Origin of the sequence: Rhizorhabdus wittichii (assembly GCF_017607425.1) — a bacterium.
GTDB lineage: Bacteria > Pseudomonadota > Alphaproteobacteria > Sphingomonadales > Sphingomonadaceae > Rhizorhabdus > Rhizorhabdus wittichii.
Genome location: NZ_CP059319.1, coordinates 2856691 through 2870861, shown reverse-complemented (window position 1 = coordinate 2870861; position 14171 = coordinate 2856691). Strand labels below are relative to the sequence as shown.

The 14171-nt window shown below is 69.9% G+C and carries 13 protein-coding genes and 1 tRNA gene; 7 read left to right on the top strand and 7 right to left on the bottom strand.

Annotation, left to right across the window (positions count from 1 at the left end; genetic code table 11):
- Positions 1 to 9 precede the first annotated feature (9 nt).
- The 3 genes from HRJ34_RS13490 (at position 10) to HRJ34_RS13480 (ending at position 3601) form a co-directional block, all read left to right on the top strand.
- Positions 10 to 798, top strand: coding sequence for an SDR family oxidoreductase (locus HRJ34_RS13490; protein WP_208631491.1), 789 nt, complete (start codon positions 10 to 12; stop codon positions 796 to 798).
- Positions 795 to 2033, top strand: a complete 1239-nt coding sequence (locus HRJ34_RS13485; RefSeq protein ID WP_208631490.1) for an MFS transporter — start codon at positions 795 to 797, stop codon at positions 2031 to 2033. The genes HRJ34_RS13490 and HRJ34_RS13485 overlap by 4 nt, the downstream gene beginning before the upstream one ends.
- Positions 2034 to 2128: 95 nt before the next feature.
- A complete protein-coding gene (locus HRJ34_RS13480; RefSeq protein WP_208631489.1) occupies positions 2129 to 3601 on the top strand; it encodes an ATP-binding protein in 1473 nt (490 codons plus the stop codon).
- A 134-nt stretch (positions 3602 to 3735) separates the two neighbouring features.
- On the opposite strand, the gene trhO is transcribed toward HRJ34_RS13480, so the two are convergent.
- Positions 3736 to 4722 (bottom strand): oxygen-dependent tRNA uridine(34) hydroxylase TrhO, encoded by a 987-nt coding sequence (gene trhO / locus HRJ34_RS13475; protein ID WP_208631488.1) that lies wholly within the window; start codon positions 4720 to 4722, stop codon positions 3736 to 3738.
- A 49-nt stretch (positions 4723 to 4771) separates the two neighbouring features.
- Entirely contained in the window at positions 4772 to 5383 is a 612-nt protein-coding gene (locus HRJ34_RS13470) for a TetR/AcrR family transcriptional regulator (protein WP_012049845.1), read from the bottom strand.
- Between the two features lie 92 nt (positions 5384 to 5475).
- Here HRJ34_RS13470 and HRJ34_RS13465 point away from each other — a divergent pair, with 92 nt between their 5' ends.
- Complete coding sequence (locus HRJ34_RS13465; protein WP_016745816.1) at positions 5476 to 5949, top strand: hypothetical protein; 474 nt, start codon at positions 5476 to 5478, stop codon at positions 5947 to 5949.
- Between the two features lie 6 nt (positions 5950 to 5955).
- On the opposite strand, the gene HRJ34_RS13460 is transcribed toward HRJ34_RS13465, so the two are convergent.
- Both HRJ34_RS13460 and HRJ34_RS13455 read right to left on the bottom strand, forming a co-directional pair.
- Positions 5956 to 7011 carry an endonuclease/exonuclease/phosphatase family protein gene (locus HRJ34_RS13460; RefSeq protein ID WP_208631487.1) on the bottom strand — a complete coding sequence of 352 codons (1056 nt, stop codon included), beginning with the start codon at positions 7009 to 7011 and terminating at the stop codon, positions 5956 to 5958.
- Positions 7012 to 7197: 186 nt separating this feature from the next.
- Positions 7198 to 9591 carry an FtsK/SpoIIIE family DNA translocase gene (locus HRJ34_RS13455; RefSeq protein ID WP_208634294.1) on the bottom strand — a complete coding sequence of 798 codons (2394 nt, stop codon included), beginning with the start codon at positions 9589 to 9591 and terminating at the stop codon, positions 7198 to 7200.
- Between the two features lie 151 nt (positions 9592 to 9742).
- Here HRJ34_RS13455 and HRJ34_RS13450 point away from each other — a divergent pair, with 151 nt between their 5' ends.
- On the top strand, positions 9743 to 10963 hold the full coding sequence (locus tag HRJ34_RS13450) for an FAD-dependent monooxygenase (RefSeq protein ID WP_029993941.1): 1221 nt from the start codon (positions 9743 to 9745) through the stop codon (positions 10961 to 10963).
- Positions 10964 to 11102: 139 nt separating this feature from the next.
- Here the strand turns inward: HRJ34_RS13450 and HRJ34_RS13445 are convergent, their stop codons facing one another.
- The 3 genes from HRJ34_RS13445 to HRJ34_RS13435 are packed head-to-tail and all read right to left on the bottom strand — an operon-like array spanning position 11103 to position 12810.
- Positions 11103 to 11291: a Trm112 family protein gene (locus HRJ34_RS13445; protein WP_208634293.1), complete on the bottom strand. Its 189-nt coding sequence runs from the start codon at positions 11289 to 11291 to the stop codon at positions 11103 to 11105.
- Positions 11288 to 11902 (bottom strand): LON peptidase substrate-binding domain-containing protein, encoded by a 615-nt coding sequence (locus HRJ34_RS13440; protein ID WP_012049851.1) that lies wholly within the window; start codon positions 11900 to 11902, stop codon positions 11288 to 11290. The genes HRJ34_RS13445 and HRJ34_RS13440 overlap by 4 nt, the downstream gene beginning before the upstream one ends.
- Positions 11903 to 11913: 11 nt before the next feature.
- Positions 11914 to 12810 carry a tetratricopeptide repeat protein gene (locus HRJ34_RS13435; protein WP_029993943.1) on the bottom strand — a complete coding sequence of 299 codons (897 nt, stop codon included), beginning with the start codon at positions 12808 to 12810 and terminating at the stop codon, positions 11914 to 11916.
- 176 nt (positions 12811 to 12986) lie between these two features.
- On the opposite strand from HRJ34_RS13435, the gene HRJ34_RS13430 reads away from it, so the two are divergent.
- Positions 12987 to 13061 (top strand) — tRNA-Gly (locus tag HRJ34_RS13430).
- A gap of 516 nt (positions 13062 to 13577) precedes the next feature.
- Positions 13578 to 13922 (top strand): DUF2958 domain-containing protein, encoded by a 345-nt coding sequence (locus tag HRJ34_RS13425; RefSeq protein ID WP_016745822.1) that lies wholly within the window; start codon positions 13578 to 13580, stop codon positions 13920 to 13922.
- Positions 13923 to 14171: the final 249 nt, after the last annotated feature.

The window sequence follows — 14171 nt, the reverse complement described above, 5'->3', positions numbered from 1 at the left end:
AGGACGGACATGATCCTCTCCGGCAAGACCGTGATGATTTCGGGTGTGGGGCCGGGCATGGGCCGCAAGCTCGCCCTGCTCGCCGCCGCCGAGGGGGCGAAGGTGGCGATCGGATCGCTGCCCTCCGAACAGGCGTTCATCGACGGCGTCGCCGCCGAGGTGAAGGCGGCGGGCGGCGAATGCATCGCGGTCGGCTGCGACGTCACCGACCAGGCGCAGTGCCACGCCTTCGCCGCCGCGACGATCGAGGCGTTCGGCACGATCGACGGCCTCGTCAACAGCGCCTATGTCCATGGCGGCTGGGACCTGTTCGAGGATGCCGACCTCGACGTCTGGCGCCGCGCCTTCGAGGTGACCTTCTGGGGCGCGCTGCACATGACCAAGGCGGTGTTGCCCGAGATGAAGCGCCGCCGCGCCGGCGCGGTCGTCAACATCTCGACCCAGGGCACCGTCCGCGCGCTGCCGCGCCAGGGCGACTATGCCTGCGCCAAGGCCGCGCTCAACGCCGCGACCCGCACTTGCGCGCGCGAGCTGGGCGAATATGGCATCCGCTTCGTCGCCACGCGCATGGGCCGCCTCTGGGGCGTTCCCTATCAGGTCGCGATGGCCGAGCGGGCGAAGCAGCAGGGCATCACCCTCGACCAGCTTCTCGACGGCGTCCGCGCCGGCATCGCGCTGGGCGTCATCCCGCCCGACGAGGAATGCGCCAAGGGGGTCGTCATGTTCCTGTCCGACTATGCGTCGATGATCACCGGCGCCGGCATCGACATCAATGGCGGCGAGTATATGTCGCCGTGACGGCCGCCGCCGCCGCCATGACCGGGGAGGAGCCGCGCGGCCGCCATGCCGGGCTGATCGCGATGCTGGCCTTCGTCGTGATGTTCGAGGGGTTCGACCTCAACCTGACCAGCATCATCCTGCCCTATGCGGCCAAGGCCTTCGGAGTCGGCCCCGCCGATCTCGGCGCGGCGCTGTCGTTCATCGCGCTCGGCGCGATCTGCGCCTATCTCACGCTGCGCCTCGCCGATCGCTTCGGGCGCAAGCCGGTGCTGATCCTGTCCTCGGTCGGCTTCTCGATCGGCACGTTGCTGACCGCGCTGGCGCCGGGCCTCGCGAGCTTCACCGCGATCCAGTTCGTCACCCGCCTGCTGCTCGTCACCCAGGTGGCGAGCGCCTATACGATCGTCAGCGAGACCTTGCCGGCGGCGGTGCGCGGCAAGGCCAACGGCGTGCTCGGCGCCTGCGCCAGCGTCGGCGCGGCGCTGCCCGCGATGCTGCTCGCGCCGCTCCTCGAAACCGCGCTCGGCTGGCGCGGGCTGTTCCTGGTCGGGGCGATGCCGCTGCTGATCGTGCCGCTGCTGATCCGCTTCGTCCGCGAGCCCGCGGTGTTCGTCGCCGACCACGCCGGGGGAAAGCGGGGCGGGCCGGTCGCCGAGTTGCGCCGGCTGCTGCAACCCGACCTGCGGATACGCTTCGTCGGGATGAGCCTGCTGTGGTTCGCGCTCAACTTCTTCGCGGGGGCGGCGACCTATTTCTTCACCTATCACGTCATCGACGAGCGCGGCTGGGCGGCGCGCGACATCGCGCTGATCGCGCCGTTCGGCCTCGCGGCGGCGGCGGGCGGCTATCTGCTCGCCGGTTTCTGCATGGACCGGATCGGCCGGCGGCCGACCGCGCTCGCCTTCGTCACGCTGTGCGCGCTGTCGGCGGCGCTGATCTACGGCGCGCCGGGCTGGTGGCCGGTCGCCGCCGGCTGGGTGCTGATGCAGGGGGCGATGGGGCTGTGGATCGTCGGCTTCACGATCAATGCCGAGCTGTTCCCGACCGGCATCCGCGCCACCGCCAATGGCTGGTGCCACAATCTGATCGGGCGCTGGGGCCTGGTGGTGGCGCCGTTGCTGGTGGGGCAGGTCGCCCGGATGACCGGGTCGACCGGGGCCGCGTGCCTGCTGCTGTCGATGGTCGTGCTGATCGCGATCCCGGCGGTGCTGATCCTGCCCGAAACGCGCGGCCGGTCGCTGGCGGAGGCCTGATCGGGGCGCCATCGGGCGCGCTATGCCGAGTCATCCACAATTTTCTGTCGCTTCGTGCTTGCCCCCGGCCACCCCCATCCGCCAGTAACCCGCGGGTGACCGCACGAATCGACATGGGCACCAGCGGCCCCGGCCAGTCCGTCCATTTCGACGTCGAGGAGCTTCTCGCCACCCGTCTGCTCGTCCAGGGCAATTCGGGCTCGGGCAAGTCGCATCTGCTCCGCCGGCTGCTCGAAGGATCGGCCGAGGTCGTCCAGCAGGTGGTGATCGATCCCGAGGGCGATTTCGTCACCCTGGCCGATCGTTTCGGCCATGTCGTCATCCAGGCGTTCGATCATAGCGAGGCGGAGATCGTCCGGCTCGCCACCCGCATCCGCGAGCATCGCGTGTCGGTGGTGCTGGCGCTCGACGAGCTCGAGATCGAGCAGCAGATGCGCTGCGCCGCGACCTTCCTGTCGGCGCTGTTCGATGCGCCGCGCGACCATTGGTATCCGGCGCTGGTGGTGGTCGACGAGGCGCAGCTCTTCGCCCCCGCCGTCGCGGGCGAGGTGTCGGATGAGGCGCGCCGCGCGTCGCTCGGCGCGATGACCAACCTGATGTGCCGGGGCCGCAAGCGTGGCCTCGCCGGGGTGATCGCCACCCAGCGGCTCGCCAAGCTCGCCAAGAATGTCGCGGCCGAGGCGTCGAACTTCATGATGGGGCGCACCTTCCTCGACATCGACATGGCGCGCGCCGCCGACCTGCTGGGCATGGAGCGACGCCAGGCCGAGCAGATCCGCGACCTGCCGCGCGGCCAGTTCCTGGCGCTGGGTCCGGCCGTGTCGCGCCGGCCGATCCCGGTGACGATCGGTTCGGTCGAGACCTCGGCGCGCAGCGGCAGCCCCAAGCTGATGCCGCTGCCCTCTGCCCCGCCCGAGGATCTGCAGGGCCTGCTCTTCGCCCCCGGCGACGACCTGCCGCCGCCGCCGCCGCCGCCCCGCCCGCCGGTGCCGACCAGCGACGACCTGCTCCGCGCGATCAGCAAGTCCGGCCCGGTCCTGACTCCCGCCGCGCCGAGCAACGAGCCCGCCATGCCCGACGAGGAACGCGACGCGGTTCTCAACCAGGTGCTGCGCGAGATGTGCGAGGACCCGGAGGCGACCTATCGCCAGCCGGCGGTGCTGTTCCAGGATTTCGGCGTGCGCTGCCGGATGGCGCGATTGGCGCAGCATGGGCTCGATCTCGCCGCCTTCCGCCGCCGCCTGTCGATGGCGCGGGCGGGCCTGCCCGACGATCTCGACGAAGGCTGGCTCGACGCGATGGCGATCGGCGCGACCCTGCCGGAGGACATGCTCGCCCCCTTCCTGCTGGTCGCCAACGCCGCGCGTGACGGGCGCGAGGCGCCGTCCGACGGTCAGCTCGCGCAGGTCTACGGCACCCATTCGCAGGGCCGCGTCCGCCGCCTGATCGCCTATATGGAGGAGCAGGGCATCTTCGTCCTGCGCACCGACCTGTCGGGCAAGCGGTCGATCAACATCCCGCGCCTCGGCTGGACCACCGCCGCGACCCTGCCCGAAGCGGCGGAATAGCGCTCCCAATCATCACCAAGACTCGTCATTCCCGCGAAAGCGGGAATCCATGGACGGCGACCCGCAAGAGACGGAATGTGCCGTGACCGTGGATTCCCGCTTTCGCGGGAATGACGATCGGTGGGAGAATATCCTCAATCCAGTCCGGGACGATTCCGACCAGAACCGGCCTCGATCGTCGCGCCGACATGCGCGACCCCGCGCGCGGCGGCGAGCGTCTCCTGCCGGTGCCGCTCGGCATAGCCGGCGCGTTGCTCGTCGCTGCGCGCGTCGGCGCAGGCGGGACAGCTCACCCCCTCGACATAGAACGGCGAGGCGCGGTCCTCGGGGCCGACCGGCATCCGGCAGCCATGGCAGAGCGCGTGGGTGCCGGGCGCGAGGCCGTGGCCGACCGCGACCCGCTGGTCGAAGACGAAGCATTCGCCCTGCCACAGGCTCTCCTCCGGCGGCACGGTCTCCAGATATTTGAGGATGCCGCCCTCGAGGTGATAGACCTGCTCGATCCCCTCGGCCTTGAGGAAGGCGGTCGATTTCTCGCAGCGTATGCCGCCGGTGCAGAACATCGCGACCCGAGGTTCCGGGCCGCCATTGCCGAGCAGCCGTTCGCGCTCGGCCCGGAACCAGGCGGGGAAGTCGCGGAAGCTGGCGGTGCCGGGGTCGATCGCCCCGGCGAAGCTGCCGATCGCGACCTCATAATCGTTGCGCGTGTCGATCACGATCGTCGCCGGGTCGGAGATCAGCGCGTTCCAATCCTCCGGCGCGACATAATGGCCGGTGCCTTCGAGCGGATCGATGTCGGGCTCGCCCATCGTCACGATCTCGCGCTTGATCCGGACCTTCATCCGGTGGAACGGCATGGTCGCGGCGCGCGACAGCTTGACGTCGACGTCGGCGCAGCCGGGCAGGGTGCGGACATGATCGACCACCCGCGCGATCGCCGCGTCGTCGCCCGCGATCGTGCCGTTGATCCCCTCCGCCGCGACCAGCAGCGTGCCCTTCACCCCCAGCCCGCAGCACAGCCGGGCAAGCGGCGCGCGCACCGCCTCGACATCGGCGAAGCGCGCGAAGCGGTAGAGCGCGGCGACGCAGACGGGCCTATCGTCGGGGGACGGTGATTCCATGGCCGGCCCTATGGCGCATCTCCGCTGCCCTAGGCAAATCCCGGTCCGGTCAGGCCGGCCCTTCCGACAGCGGCTTGGCGCCGCGCGCGCGCAGGTCCTTGAGCAGCGTCTCCACCGCCCATCGGCAGGCGGTCGCCATCTGCGCGCCGTCCATGTCCCACTGGTCGCGCATCTCCAGCCAGGGCGTGGTGTGAAGCACCTGGAGCATCGCCGTCGCCAGCAGCCGGTCCTCGGGCGGCAGCGCCTTCACCGCGTCCGCCGTCGCCGAGACATAGGCCGCCCGCCGCCGCTCCTTCTGCGCGAGCCGGACCGCGCGGCCCTGCGGCGTCGCCCGGACGATCGTCGCCAGGCCGGCGATCCGGTCGAAACCCTCATAGATGGAGAGCATCGACGAGGTCAGCTCGGCCTCGCTGTCGGGGAAGCGGACGGCGGCCCCGCCAGCCAGGTTCACGACCCGGTCCCAGAGCGGCTGCATCAGCGCGTCATGATCGGGGAAATAGCGATAGACGGTGCGCCGGGCGACGCCGGTCCGTTCGGCGACCCGGTCATGGTTGATGTCGATGCCCTCGCCCAGCAGCGCGATCAGGCTGTCGAGGATGCGGGTGCGGACATCCTCCTTGTGGCGTTCGCGCGCGGATGGCGGGGGGACGGCTTCGGTCATGGTCCGGCGCTAATATGTGGCACGGAAAGTGTCAAATATTCGTTGACACATTCTGTGCCATATTTCATTGGGGGACGATCAGGGAGACATCCATGCTGTTCCACATGTCGATCGCCGCCGCCGACCCTCGCCACGTCGCCACCGTCCTTGCCGAGCTGATCGGTGGGGAGGCGATGCCCTTCCCGCCCGTGTCGCAGGACGGTTGGATGGCGCTGGCGGACGACGGCCGCGGCACCTCGATCGAAGTCTATCCGGCTGGGACGCTGCTGCGCGAGGCGGAGGGTGACGCCGATGCCTATGGCGAGCCGGGAGGGCTCGATCGCTTCACCGCCTCCCACGGCGCGTTCGGCACCGCGCTGGAGATGGACGAGGTCATGGCGATCGCCCACCGCGAGGGCTGGCCGGCCAAATATCGCAAGCGCGGCGACATGTTCGGCGTCGTCGAGCTGTGGATCGAGGGCCGCCAGATGATGGAGATCCTCACCCCGTCGATGCAGGCCGAATATCTGGCGACGATGACGCGGGCGCATTGGAGCGCCCAGCTCGCCGCCGGCGCTCCGCTTTGATGAAGGTCAGCGCAGCGCGCCGCCGTCGGCCCGCCAGCGCAGCTCATAGGTGACGAGGAAGCCGTCATGGTCCGACAATTGGGGCAGCGCCCCGCCGTCGAACATCGCCTCGACGCGGATCGGCCGGATCGCCACCGTCGGGCTCGACCGGAAGAGCTGCAGGTCCTGCGTGTCCATCCAGGGTTCGTCGCCGTCCCATGACATCCGCACGTCGCAGCCATGGTCGGGCTCGATGCACCAGCGATGGACGATCTCCAGCGGCACGTAGAGCGAGAAGTCGGCGAAGCGTTCCTCCGACCAGCGCATGTTGAAATCGCCGCCGAAGATCAGCGGATAGGCCGGCTCGTTGACCCCGGCGATGAAGCCCGACGCCTCGCGCGACTGGCGCATGTGCGCGGCGAGGGCGCGGGGCTTCGGCGCGCGCGACGCACCCTGCGAGTTCATATGGGTGTCGTAGAGCTCGATCGGCACCGGCACGCCGGGCATGTGCAGCAGCGCGCGGACGATGCCCTTGTTGGCGAGGCAGTCGATCCCCGCGCAGGAGCGCAGGCCATAGGGATGGAGCTCGACCCCGTCGAGCGGATAGCGCGCGGCGATGGCGAGCCCGCTGCCGAGCAGCTTGAGCCCGAGTTCGCCGCGCCGGAAGCGCGAATGGCCGGGCAGCGGTCGGTCGGTCGCGCGGCCGGCGAAGGTCAGGCGTTGCGGCCCGGCGACGATCGCCGGATAGCCGCTCGCCGCCACCGCGCGCTTGGCGCCGCCGCTGAACATCTCCTGGAACATCACCACGTCGGGGGCCGTCCCCCGCTCGCGCAACTCGGCGAGCCGGCGGCCGATCTCGCGAAGCTGCGTGACTCGACCCTTGCGCGCCGGCCAGCCGAGCCCTTCGATATTATAGGTCAGCACCGACAGGGTGGTGCGCATCTCGCCGGGCGTCGCGGCCGCGACGATGTCCGGTGCCGGCGCCTTCGCGGCCGGCAGGACGCGGATCGGCGGCGGCGGCGCGCAACCGGCCAGTCCCGCGAGCAGCAGCAAGCCGGACAGGCGGCCCAACAATGCGGTCATCGGCCCCAAGTTCTTCAGGGTCCTTCTCGATTTGATCGAATCATGCCGGTTTCCTCATCTTTCCGTCATTCCCGCGAAAGCGGGAATCCATGGACGGCGGCCCGGAAGAGACGGGATGCTCCGCGACCGTGGATTCCCGCTTTCGCGGGAATGACGATAGGGGGCTCAATCCGACCCGGAATGGATCTAGCTGAGGAAACGTCCCAGGTCGGCCATGTCGACCTGAACCTCGCGCCGGCCGACATGGTCGGGCTGCGAGACGATGCCGTCCTTCTCCAGCCGCTCGATCAGCCGCGCGGCCGAGTTGTAGCCGATGCGGAGCTGGCGTTGCAGCCAGCTGGTCGAGGCCTTGCGGTTCTCGACGACGAGCTGGATCGCGCGGCGATAGGTCTGCGTCTCGGGATCGTCGGGGCCGGACGGGCCGCCCTCCATCGCGAAGCCGCCGTCCTCGGGCTCCTCGGTGACGGCCTGGATATAGTCGGGGGTGCCCTGCTCGCGCCAATGGTCGGCGACGGCGCGGACCTCGTCGTCCGACACGAACGGGCCGTGGACGCGGATGATCTGCTTGCCGCCGGCCATATAGAGCATGTCGCCCTTGCCCAGCAGCTGCTCGGCGCCCTGCTCGCCCAATATGGTGCGGCTGTCGATCTTGCTGGTGACCTGGAAGCTGATGCGGGTCGGCAGGTTGGCCTTGATCACGCCGGTGATGACGTCGACCGACGGGCGCTGCGTCGCCATGATCAGGTGTATGCCCGCCGCGCGCGCCTTCTGCGCCAGCCGCTGGATCAGGAATTCGACCTCCTTGCCGGCGGTCATCATCAGGTCGGCGAGCTCGTCGACGATGACGACGATCTGCGGCAGCGGCTCGAACTCGAGCTTCTCCTCCTCGTAGATCGGCTGGCCGGTCTCGGCGTCGTAGCCGGTCTGGACGCGGCGGCCGAGCGGCTGGCCCTTGGCCTTCGCCGTGCGCACCCGCTCGTTGAAGCTGGCGAGGCCGCGCACCCCGACCGACGACATCATCCGGTAGCGGTCCTCCATCTGCTCGACCGCCCATTTGAGCGCGCGCACCGCCTTTTGCGGCTCGGTCACGACCGGCGAGAGCAGGTGGGGGATGTCGTCGTAGATGCTGAGTTCGAGCATCTTCGGATCGATCATGATCATCCGGCACTGGTCGGGCGTCAGCCGGTAGAGCAGCGACAGGATCATCGAGTTGATGCCGACCGACTTGCCCGATCCGGTGGTGCCGGCGACGAGCAGGTGGGGCATCGGCGCGAGATCGGCGATCACCGGATCGCCGCCGATATTCTTGCCGAGGACGAGGGCGAGGCCGCTCGACAGCTCCTCGAACGCGTCGCTGGCGATCAGCTCGGACAGCGACACCGTCTCGCGCTTGGCGTTGGGCAACTCGATGCCGATCACGGTGCGGCCCGGAATGACGGCGATGCGCGCCGACATCGCCGACATGTTGCGCGCGATGTCGTCGGCCAGCGCGATGACGCGGCTCGCCTTGATGCCGGCGGCCGGCTCCAGCTCGTACATGGTGACGACCGGGCCGGGGCGGATCTCGACGATCCGGCCCTTGACGTTGAAGTCGTCGAGCACGGTCTCCAGCAGCCGGGCGTTGCGCTCCAGCGCCGCCTTGTCGATCGTCTTGCCCGAGGAGGGCGGCGCCGGCGACAGCAGCGACAGGCTGGGCAGCTTGTAGGTGTCGCCGAGCGGCAGCGAGCTTTGCCGCTCGCGCGCGACCGCCTTGGCCGAGGGGGCGGCGGCCTTCTTGCGGTCGGCGATGACGGGCGGCGGCGCCGGCTCCTCGTCCTCGTCGATCGGCGCGTGGCGCGGCGGGCGGACGGGCAGGGGCGCCTTGTCGATCGTCTCGATGTCGTCGACGTCGAAGGGGACGTCGTCATCGTCATAGGGCTCGGACGGGCGGCGGGCATAGGCGCCGCGCCGGAACAGCCAGTCGCGCTCGTCGGCCATCAGGCCGAGGCCCCAGACCCACAGCGACAGGCCGAGGATGGCGAGCAGCGCGGCGCTGCCGAGGCGGGCGCCATTGGCGATCGTCGGATCGGCGATCTGGTCGAGGCCGAGCCGGGCGAGCGCGGCGCCGGCCAGGCCCAGGCTGCCGCCGAAGCCGGCGGGCAGGCCGGCGACCGATCCGCCCCGGAACAGCCCCAGGCCGATGCCGATGATCGCGACCGCGCACAGGGCGATGGCGAGCGAGCGGCCCCAGCGTCCGACCGGATGGCCGCGCCACAGCCGCAGTCCCCAGACCAGCCCGAGCGGCAGGACCAGCGCGATTGCCGGCCCGAAGATGCTGAGCGCGAGATCGGCGATCCAGGCGCCGACCGGGCCGAAGACGTTCTGCGAAGGGCCGCCGGCCGCCGTGTTCATCGACGGATCGGTGACATGATAGCTGGCGAGCACGAAGCCCGACGCGATCGTCCCGCCGATCAGCGCGAGCGCGGCGCAGATCGACCCGGCGCGGCGCCCGAGCCCCGCCAGCACTCCGCGCCAGCCGCCCGGCCCCGCCGCCGTCGGCGTGACATCTTCCCCCGCGATCCTGATGCTGCGACTTGCCATGGCCCAAGAATCCCATAGCGCGGAGTCGCGGTCAAGCGACGCCCCGATCGGCCCGTCTCATCCCCTTTTCCACCGTCATCCCGGCCTCCGCCGGGATGACGATATGGTTAGGTGGTGGCATGTCCGCCGCCGACGTCCTAAAGCGGATCGCATGGAACGGCAGGACGTCATCATCCTCGGCGGGGGCCTGGTCGGCCTCACCCTCGGCATCGCGCTCGCGCGGCACGGCATCATGGCGGCGGTAATCGATCCCGCCGATCCCGACAAGATGCTGGCGAGCGGCTTCGACGGCCGCGCCTCGGCGGTGGCGAGCGCGCCGTGGCGGATGCTCGACGCGATCGGGGTCGGCGCGCATCTCCAGGGCCGCGGCTGCCCGATCGATGCGATCCGGGTGCAGGACGGCCTCAGCCCCGAAAGCCTGATGTTCGAGCCGTCGGCCGACGACGGCGCGCTCGGCCATATGTTCGAGAATCGCGACCTGCGCATCGCGCTCGACACGACGGCGCGCGCCGCCGACGGACTGACCCTGCTGCGCCCCGCCCGCCCGGTCGACGTCCGTCGCGACCTCGACGGGGTCCGCGTCACGCTGGCCGACGGGCGCGAAGTGGCGGGATCGCTGCTGATCGGCGCCGAGGGGCGCCAGTCGCCGACCCGCGAGGCGGCCGGCATCACCTGCGCCCGCTGGAGCTACGACCATGTCGCGATGATCGCCTCGATCGCGCATGAGAAGCCGCACGGCAACGTCGCTTATGAGATCTTCTATACCGCCGGTCCCTTCGCGATCCTGCCGCTGGTCGACGACGCGGAGGGGCGCCACCGCTCGGCGCTGGTCTGGACGGTCGACAAGAAGCACGCCCCGGCGATGCTGGGCCTGCCCGACCGCGCCTATCAGGCCGAGGCCGAGAAGCGGATGGGCGGGATGCTCGGCGCGGTGTCGCTGATCTCGCCGCGCTCCTCCTATCCGCTCGGCTTCCACCATGCCGCGCGGATCACCGACACCCGCCTCGCCCTTGTCGGCGACGCGGCGCACGGCATCCACCCGATCGCCGGCCAGGGCGTCAACCTCGGCTATCGCGACGTCGCGGCGCTGACCGAGGTGCTGGTCGAGGGGATGCGGCTCGGCCTCGATCCGGGCGACGCCCAGCTTCTCGACCGCTACCAGCGCTGGCGCAGCCTCGACAGCTTCATGGTCGCGGCCTCGACCGACGGCCTGACCCGCCTGTTCGGCATCCCCGGCCGCACCGCCCGCACCGTGCGTCGCATCGGCCTCGGCGCGGTCCAGCGGCTCGGCCCGCTCAAGGGCCGCTTCATGGCCGAGGCGCGCGGCGAGACGGGGAAATTGCCGAGATTGTTGCAGGGCATGGCGATCTGAACGCCGTCCCGGCGAAATCACGATCGTCAAATCCAAGACCGTCATCCCGGCGAAAGCCGGGATCTCCCTTTTTCTTGCCGGGCTCGCCATGTTCGGACGTCCAAAGGCAGGGAGATTCCGGCTTTCGCCGGAATGACGTCTATATCTCCAGCTGCCGCGCTTCCTCGACCAGCATGACCGGAACGCCGTCGCGGATCGGATAGGCGAGGCCGGCGGCGTCCGAGACCAGCTCCCCGGCAGCTTCGTCATAGCGCAGCGGCGTCCGCGTCACCGGGCAGACCAGGATCGCGAGCAGCTGGGGATCGAGGCTCGTCGTGCGGTCGTTCACTGCAGCGTCGCCGGCTCGTCGTCGCCGCGCCGGAAGAAGCCGAGGAACTGGGCGAGCAGGTCGGCGCGGTCGGCCAGCGTCCGCGCTTCGAGCAGCGCCTGCTTGGCGGCGGTATCGAACGGCGCGATCGCGGAGATGGCGTTGACGAGCGTCTCGTCGTCGAGCCGGCTGACCCCGGTCCAGTCGACCGCGACGCCGCGGCTGTCGGCGAAGCGGCGCGCCTCGCGCTCGATCTCGGCGCGGACGATGCTGGGCAGGGCGTCGGGCGCCTCTGCGTCGTCGAACGCGCCCAGGTCGGCCTCGACCTGCCGGAACGGCGTCGCGACGTCGAGCTCGCGCAGCAGGCGGAAGCGGGTGAGGCCTTCGAGGACGATGTTGAAGCGGCCGTCGTCGAGCCGCTCGACCTCGCGGATATGGCCGACGCAGCCGATGTCGAACAGCGTCGGCGGCTCGCGGTCGTCGCGCGGCTGGATCATCGAGACGCGGCGGTCGCGCGCCAGCGCGTCGGTGACGAGCGCGCGATAGCGCGGCTCGAAGATGTGCAGCGGCAGATGGCCGCGCGGAAACAGCAGCGCGCCCGCCAGGGGGAAGATCGACAGGCGCTCGGCCATGGTCGCGACCGTCAGGTGAACAGCAGCGCCGACAGGCGCCGCCGCTGCTCGCGCACCCACGGGTCCTCGAGCCCGACCACCTCGAGGAGCTTGATCAGCCGCTGCCGCGCCGCGTCCTCGTTCCAGGCGCGATCGCGGGCGATGATCTCGAGCAGGTTGTCGGCGGCGCCGTCGCGGTCGCCGGCCGCCATCAGGCCGCCGGCCAGCTCGAAGCGCGCCTCATGGTCGTCGGGGTTCGCCGCGACCTTGGCGCGGAGCGGGCCGAGGTCGTCGACCGGCGCGGCCTCGCGGGCGAGCGCCACCGCCGCCTGGGCGCGCGCGATCGGGGCCTCCTTGGCCTTTTCGGGCGGGAGCTGGCCGAGCAGCGCCTCGGCCTCGTCGACCTGGCCGGCCTTGACCATCGCGCGGGCGAGCCCACCGATCACCTCGACATCGTCGGGGGCCATCTCGACGAGCTGGCCGAACACCGACAGGGCGCGTTCGACGTCGCCGGCCTCCAGCACTTCCTCGCCCATCGCGATCAGCGGGGCGATGTCCTCGTGCATCTTGTCGGCGGCGCCCTGGATCGGCAGCTGGCGCAGGATCTGGTCGAGCATCTGCTTGAGCTGGCTCTCGCCGCGCGCCTGGGTCAGGTCGGCGACGAGCTGGCCCTGGAACAGCGCATAGACGGTGGGGATCGACTGGACGCGGAACTGCGCCGCGATCATCTTCTGCTCGTCGACGTTGATCTTGGCGAGGACGACGCCCTTGTCGGCATAGTCGGCGGCGACCTTTTCGAGCACCGGCGCCAGCGCCTTGCACGGCCCGCACCATTCGGCCCAGAAATCGAGGATGACGAGCGACGTCATCGACGGTTCGACGACATCGCGCTTGAACGCCTCGATCGCTTCCCGATCCGCCGCGCTCATCCCCAGGGTTGCCACCGATGATTCTCCCACATGCCCTTTTCGTGTCCCCTTATGTGGGACGCCGCCCGCTTATGCCAAGGCCTCGAAACTTTTTCGAGAATCAGGCTTGCGGAGGGAGAACCCCCACGCTAATAGCCGCGCCTCGACGGCAGGCATGGCCCGCCGGAGACGCCAGAGCGGGCGTAGCTCAGGGGTAGAGCACAACCTTGCCAAGGTTGGGGTCGAGGGTTCGAATCCCTTCGCCCGCTCCAGTTTTCTATATAGAAATCAGCGGATTAGCGGCCTTCGGGCCGCTTTTTCGTTGGAGACAGCGCCCTCTGTAAAGCCCGTTGTCTCCATAATGTCTCCAGAAAATCGCCAAGAATGGGCCGCCCCTGGCGTTGGCTGGCGCAGGTTGCGCCCGATCTTTTGCGCCCCCGCGCGGCCATTTCGCCCCTTCCACGCGACCCGGTGGCTGGAGACAATGGCTCCGCCGGCTGGAGACAATCGGGCCGAAGCTGGAGACAGCGCGCTTATCCGCGATCATGCGCTCGGACCCAGGAAGCCTCGCGGCTGTTGTCGCCGCCGCTTCACGCGCACCTCGGACCAAGCCGATCGACGCTCCCATTCGGCCTCCCCGGCGAGGCAGTTACGGACGCCTGACCGGCGCCGCGTCGGGGTCAAGCCCGGCCCGCACCAGACCGAGTAGGGCCTGACCCCGCCGCTCGCTTGCGCCGGTCGAACGCCTCCACGCCCTCGATCGGAGGGCTTCCCGAATGGAGACAGTCATGCAGCTCATCACCGACACCATCCGCGCGCAGCTCATCGCCAACGGCCGCTTGAGCATCGAGCATCCCGAGTTCGATCCCAAGCCCGTCGTCAAGCTGTTCACACCCGACGCTGGCGCCACCTGGCTCATCAGCGAGTGCGATCCCCAGGAGCCCGACATCCTTTACGGCCTCTGCGATCCCGGCCTCGGCGAACCCGAACTGGGCACGGTCAGCCTTGCGGAGATCGAGGCGCTGCGCGGCCCGCTGGGGCTCCCGGTCGAACGCGACCTCTATTTCGAGGCGAAGTATCCGCTGAGTCGATACGCCCGCATGGCTATCGCGGCCGGCGTCGTCATCACCTAGCGACTGCTCATGTGCCCCGCCCGCGCGGGCGGGGCGCTCAATCCGGCAGAAACGGAACGACCACTGGCGCACCGTGAGTTTGCCGCTCGCCGCATTGAGCATGAGGATCAGCACGGCCGGATAGAGCGCGGGCCAAGTCGAATAGCTGATGATCCACGCCGCTGCGCTCGGCAACAGCCAGCCGGTCAGCGTTGTGATGCTGGCATAACGTGACGCTTGCCTCCATTGCGGCTATTGCGGTGATGCCAC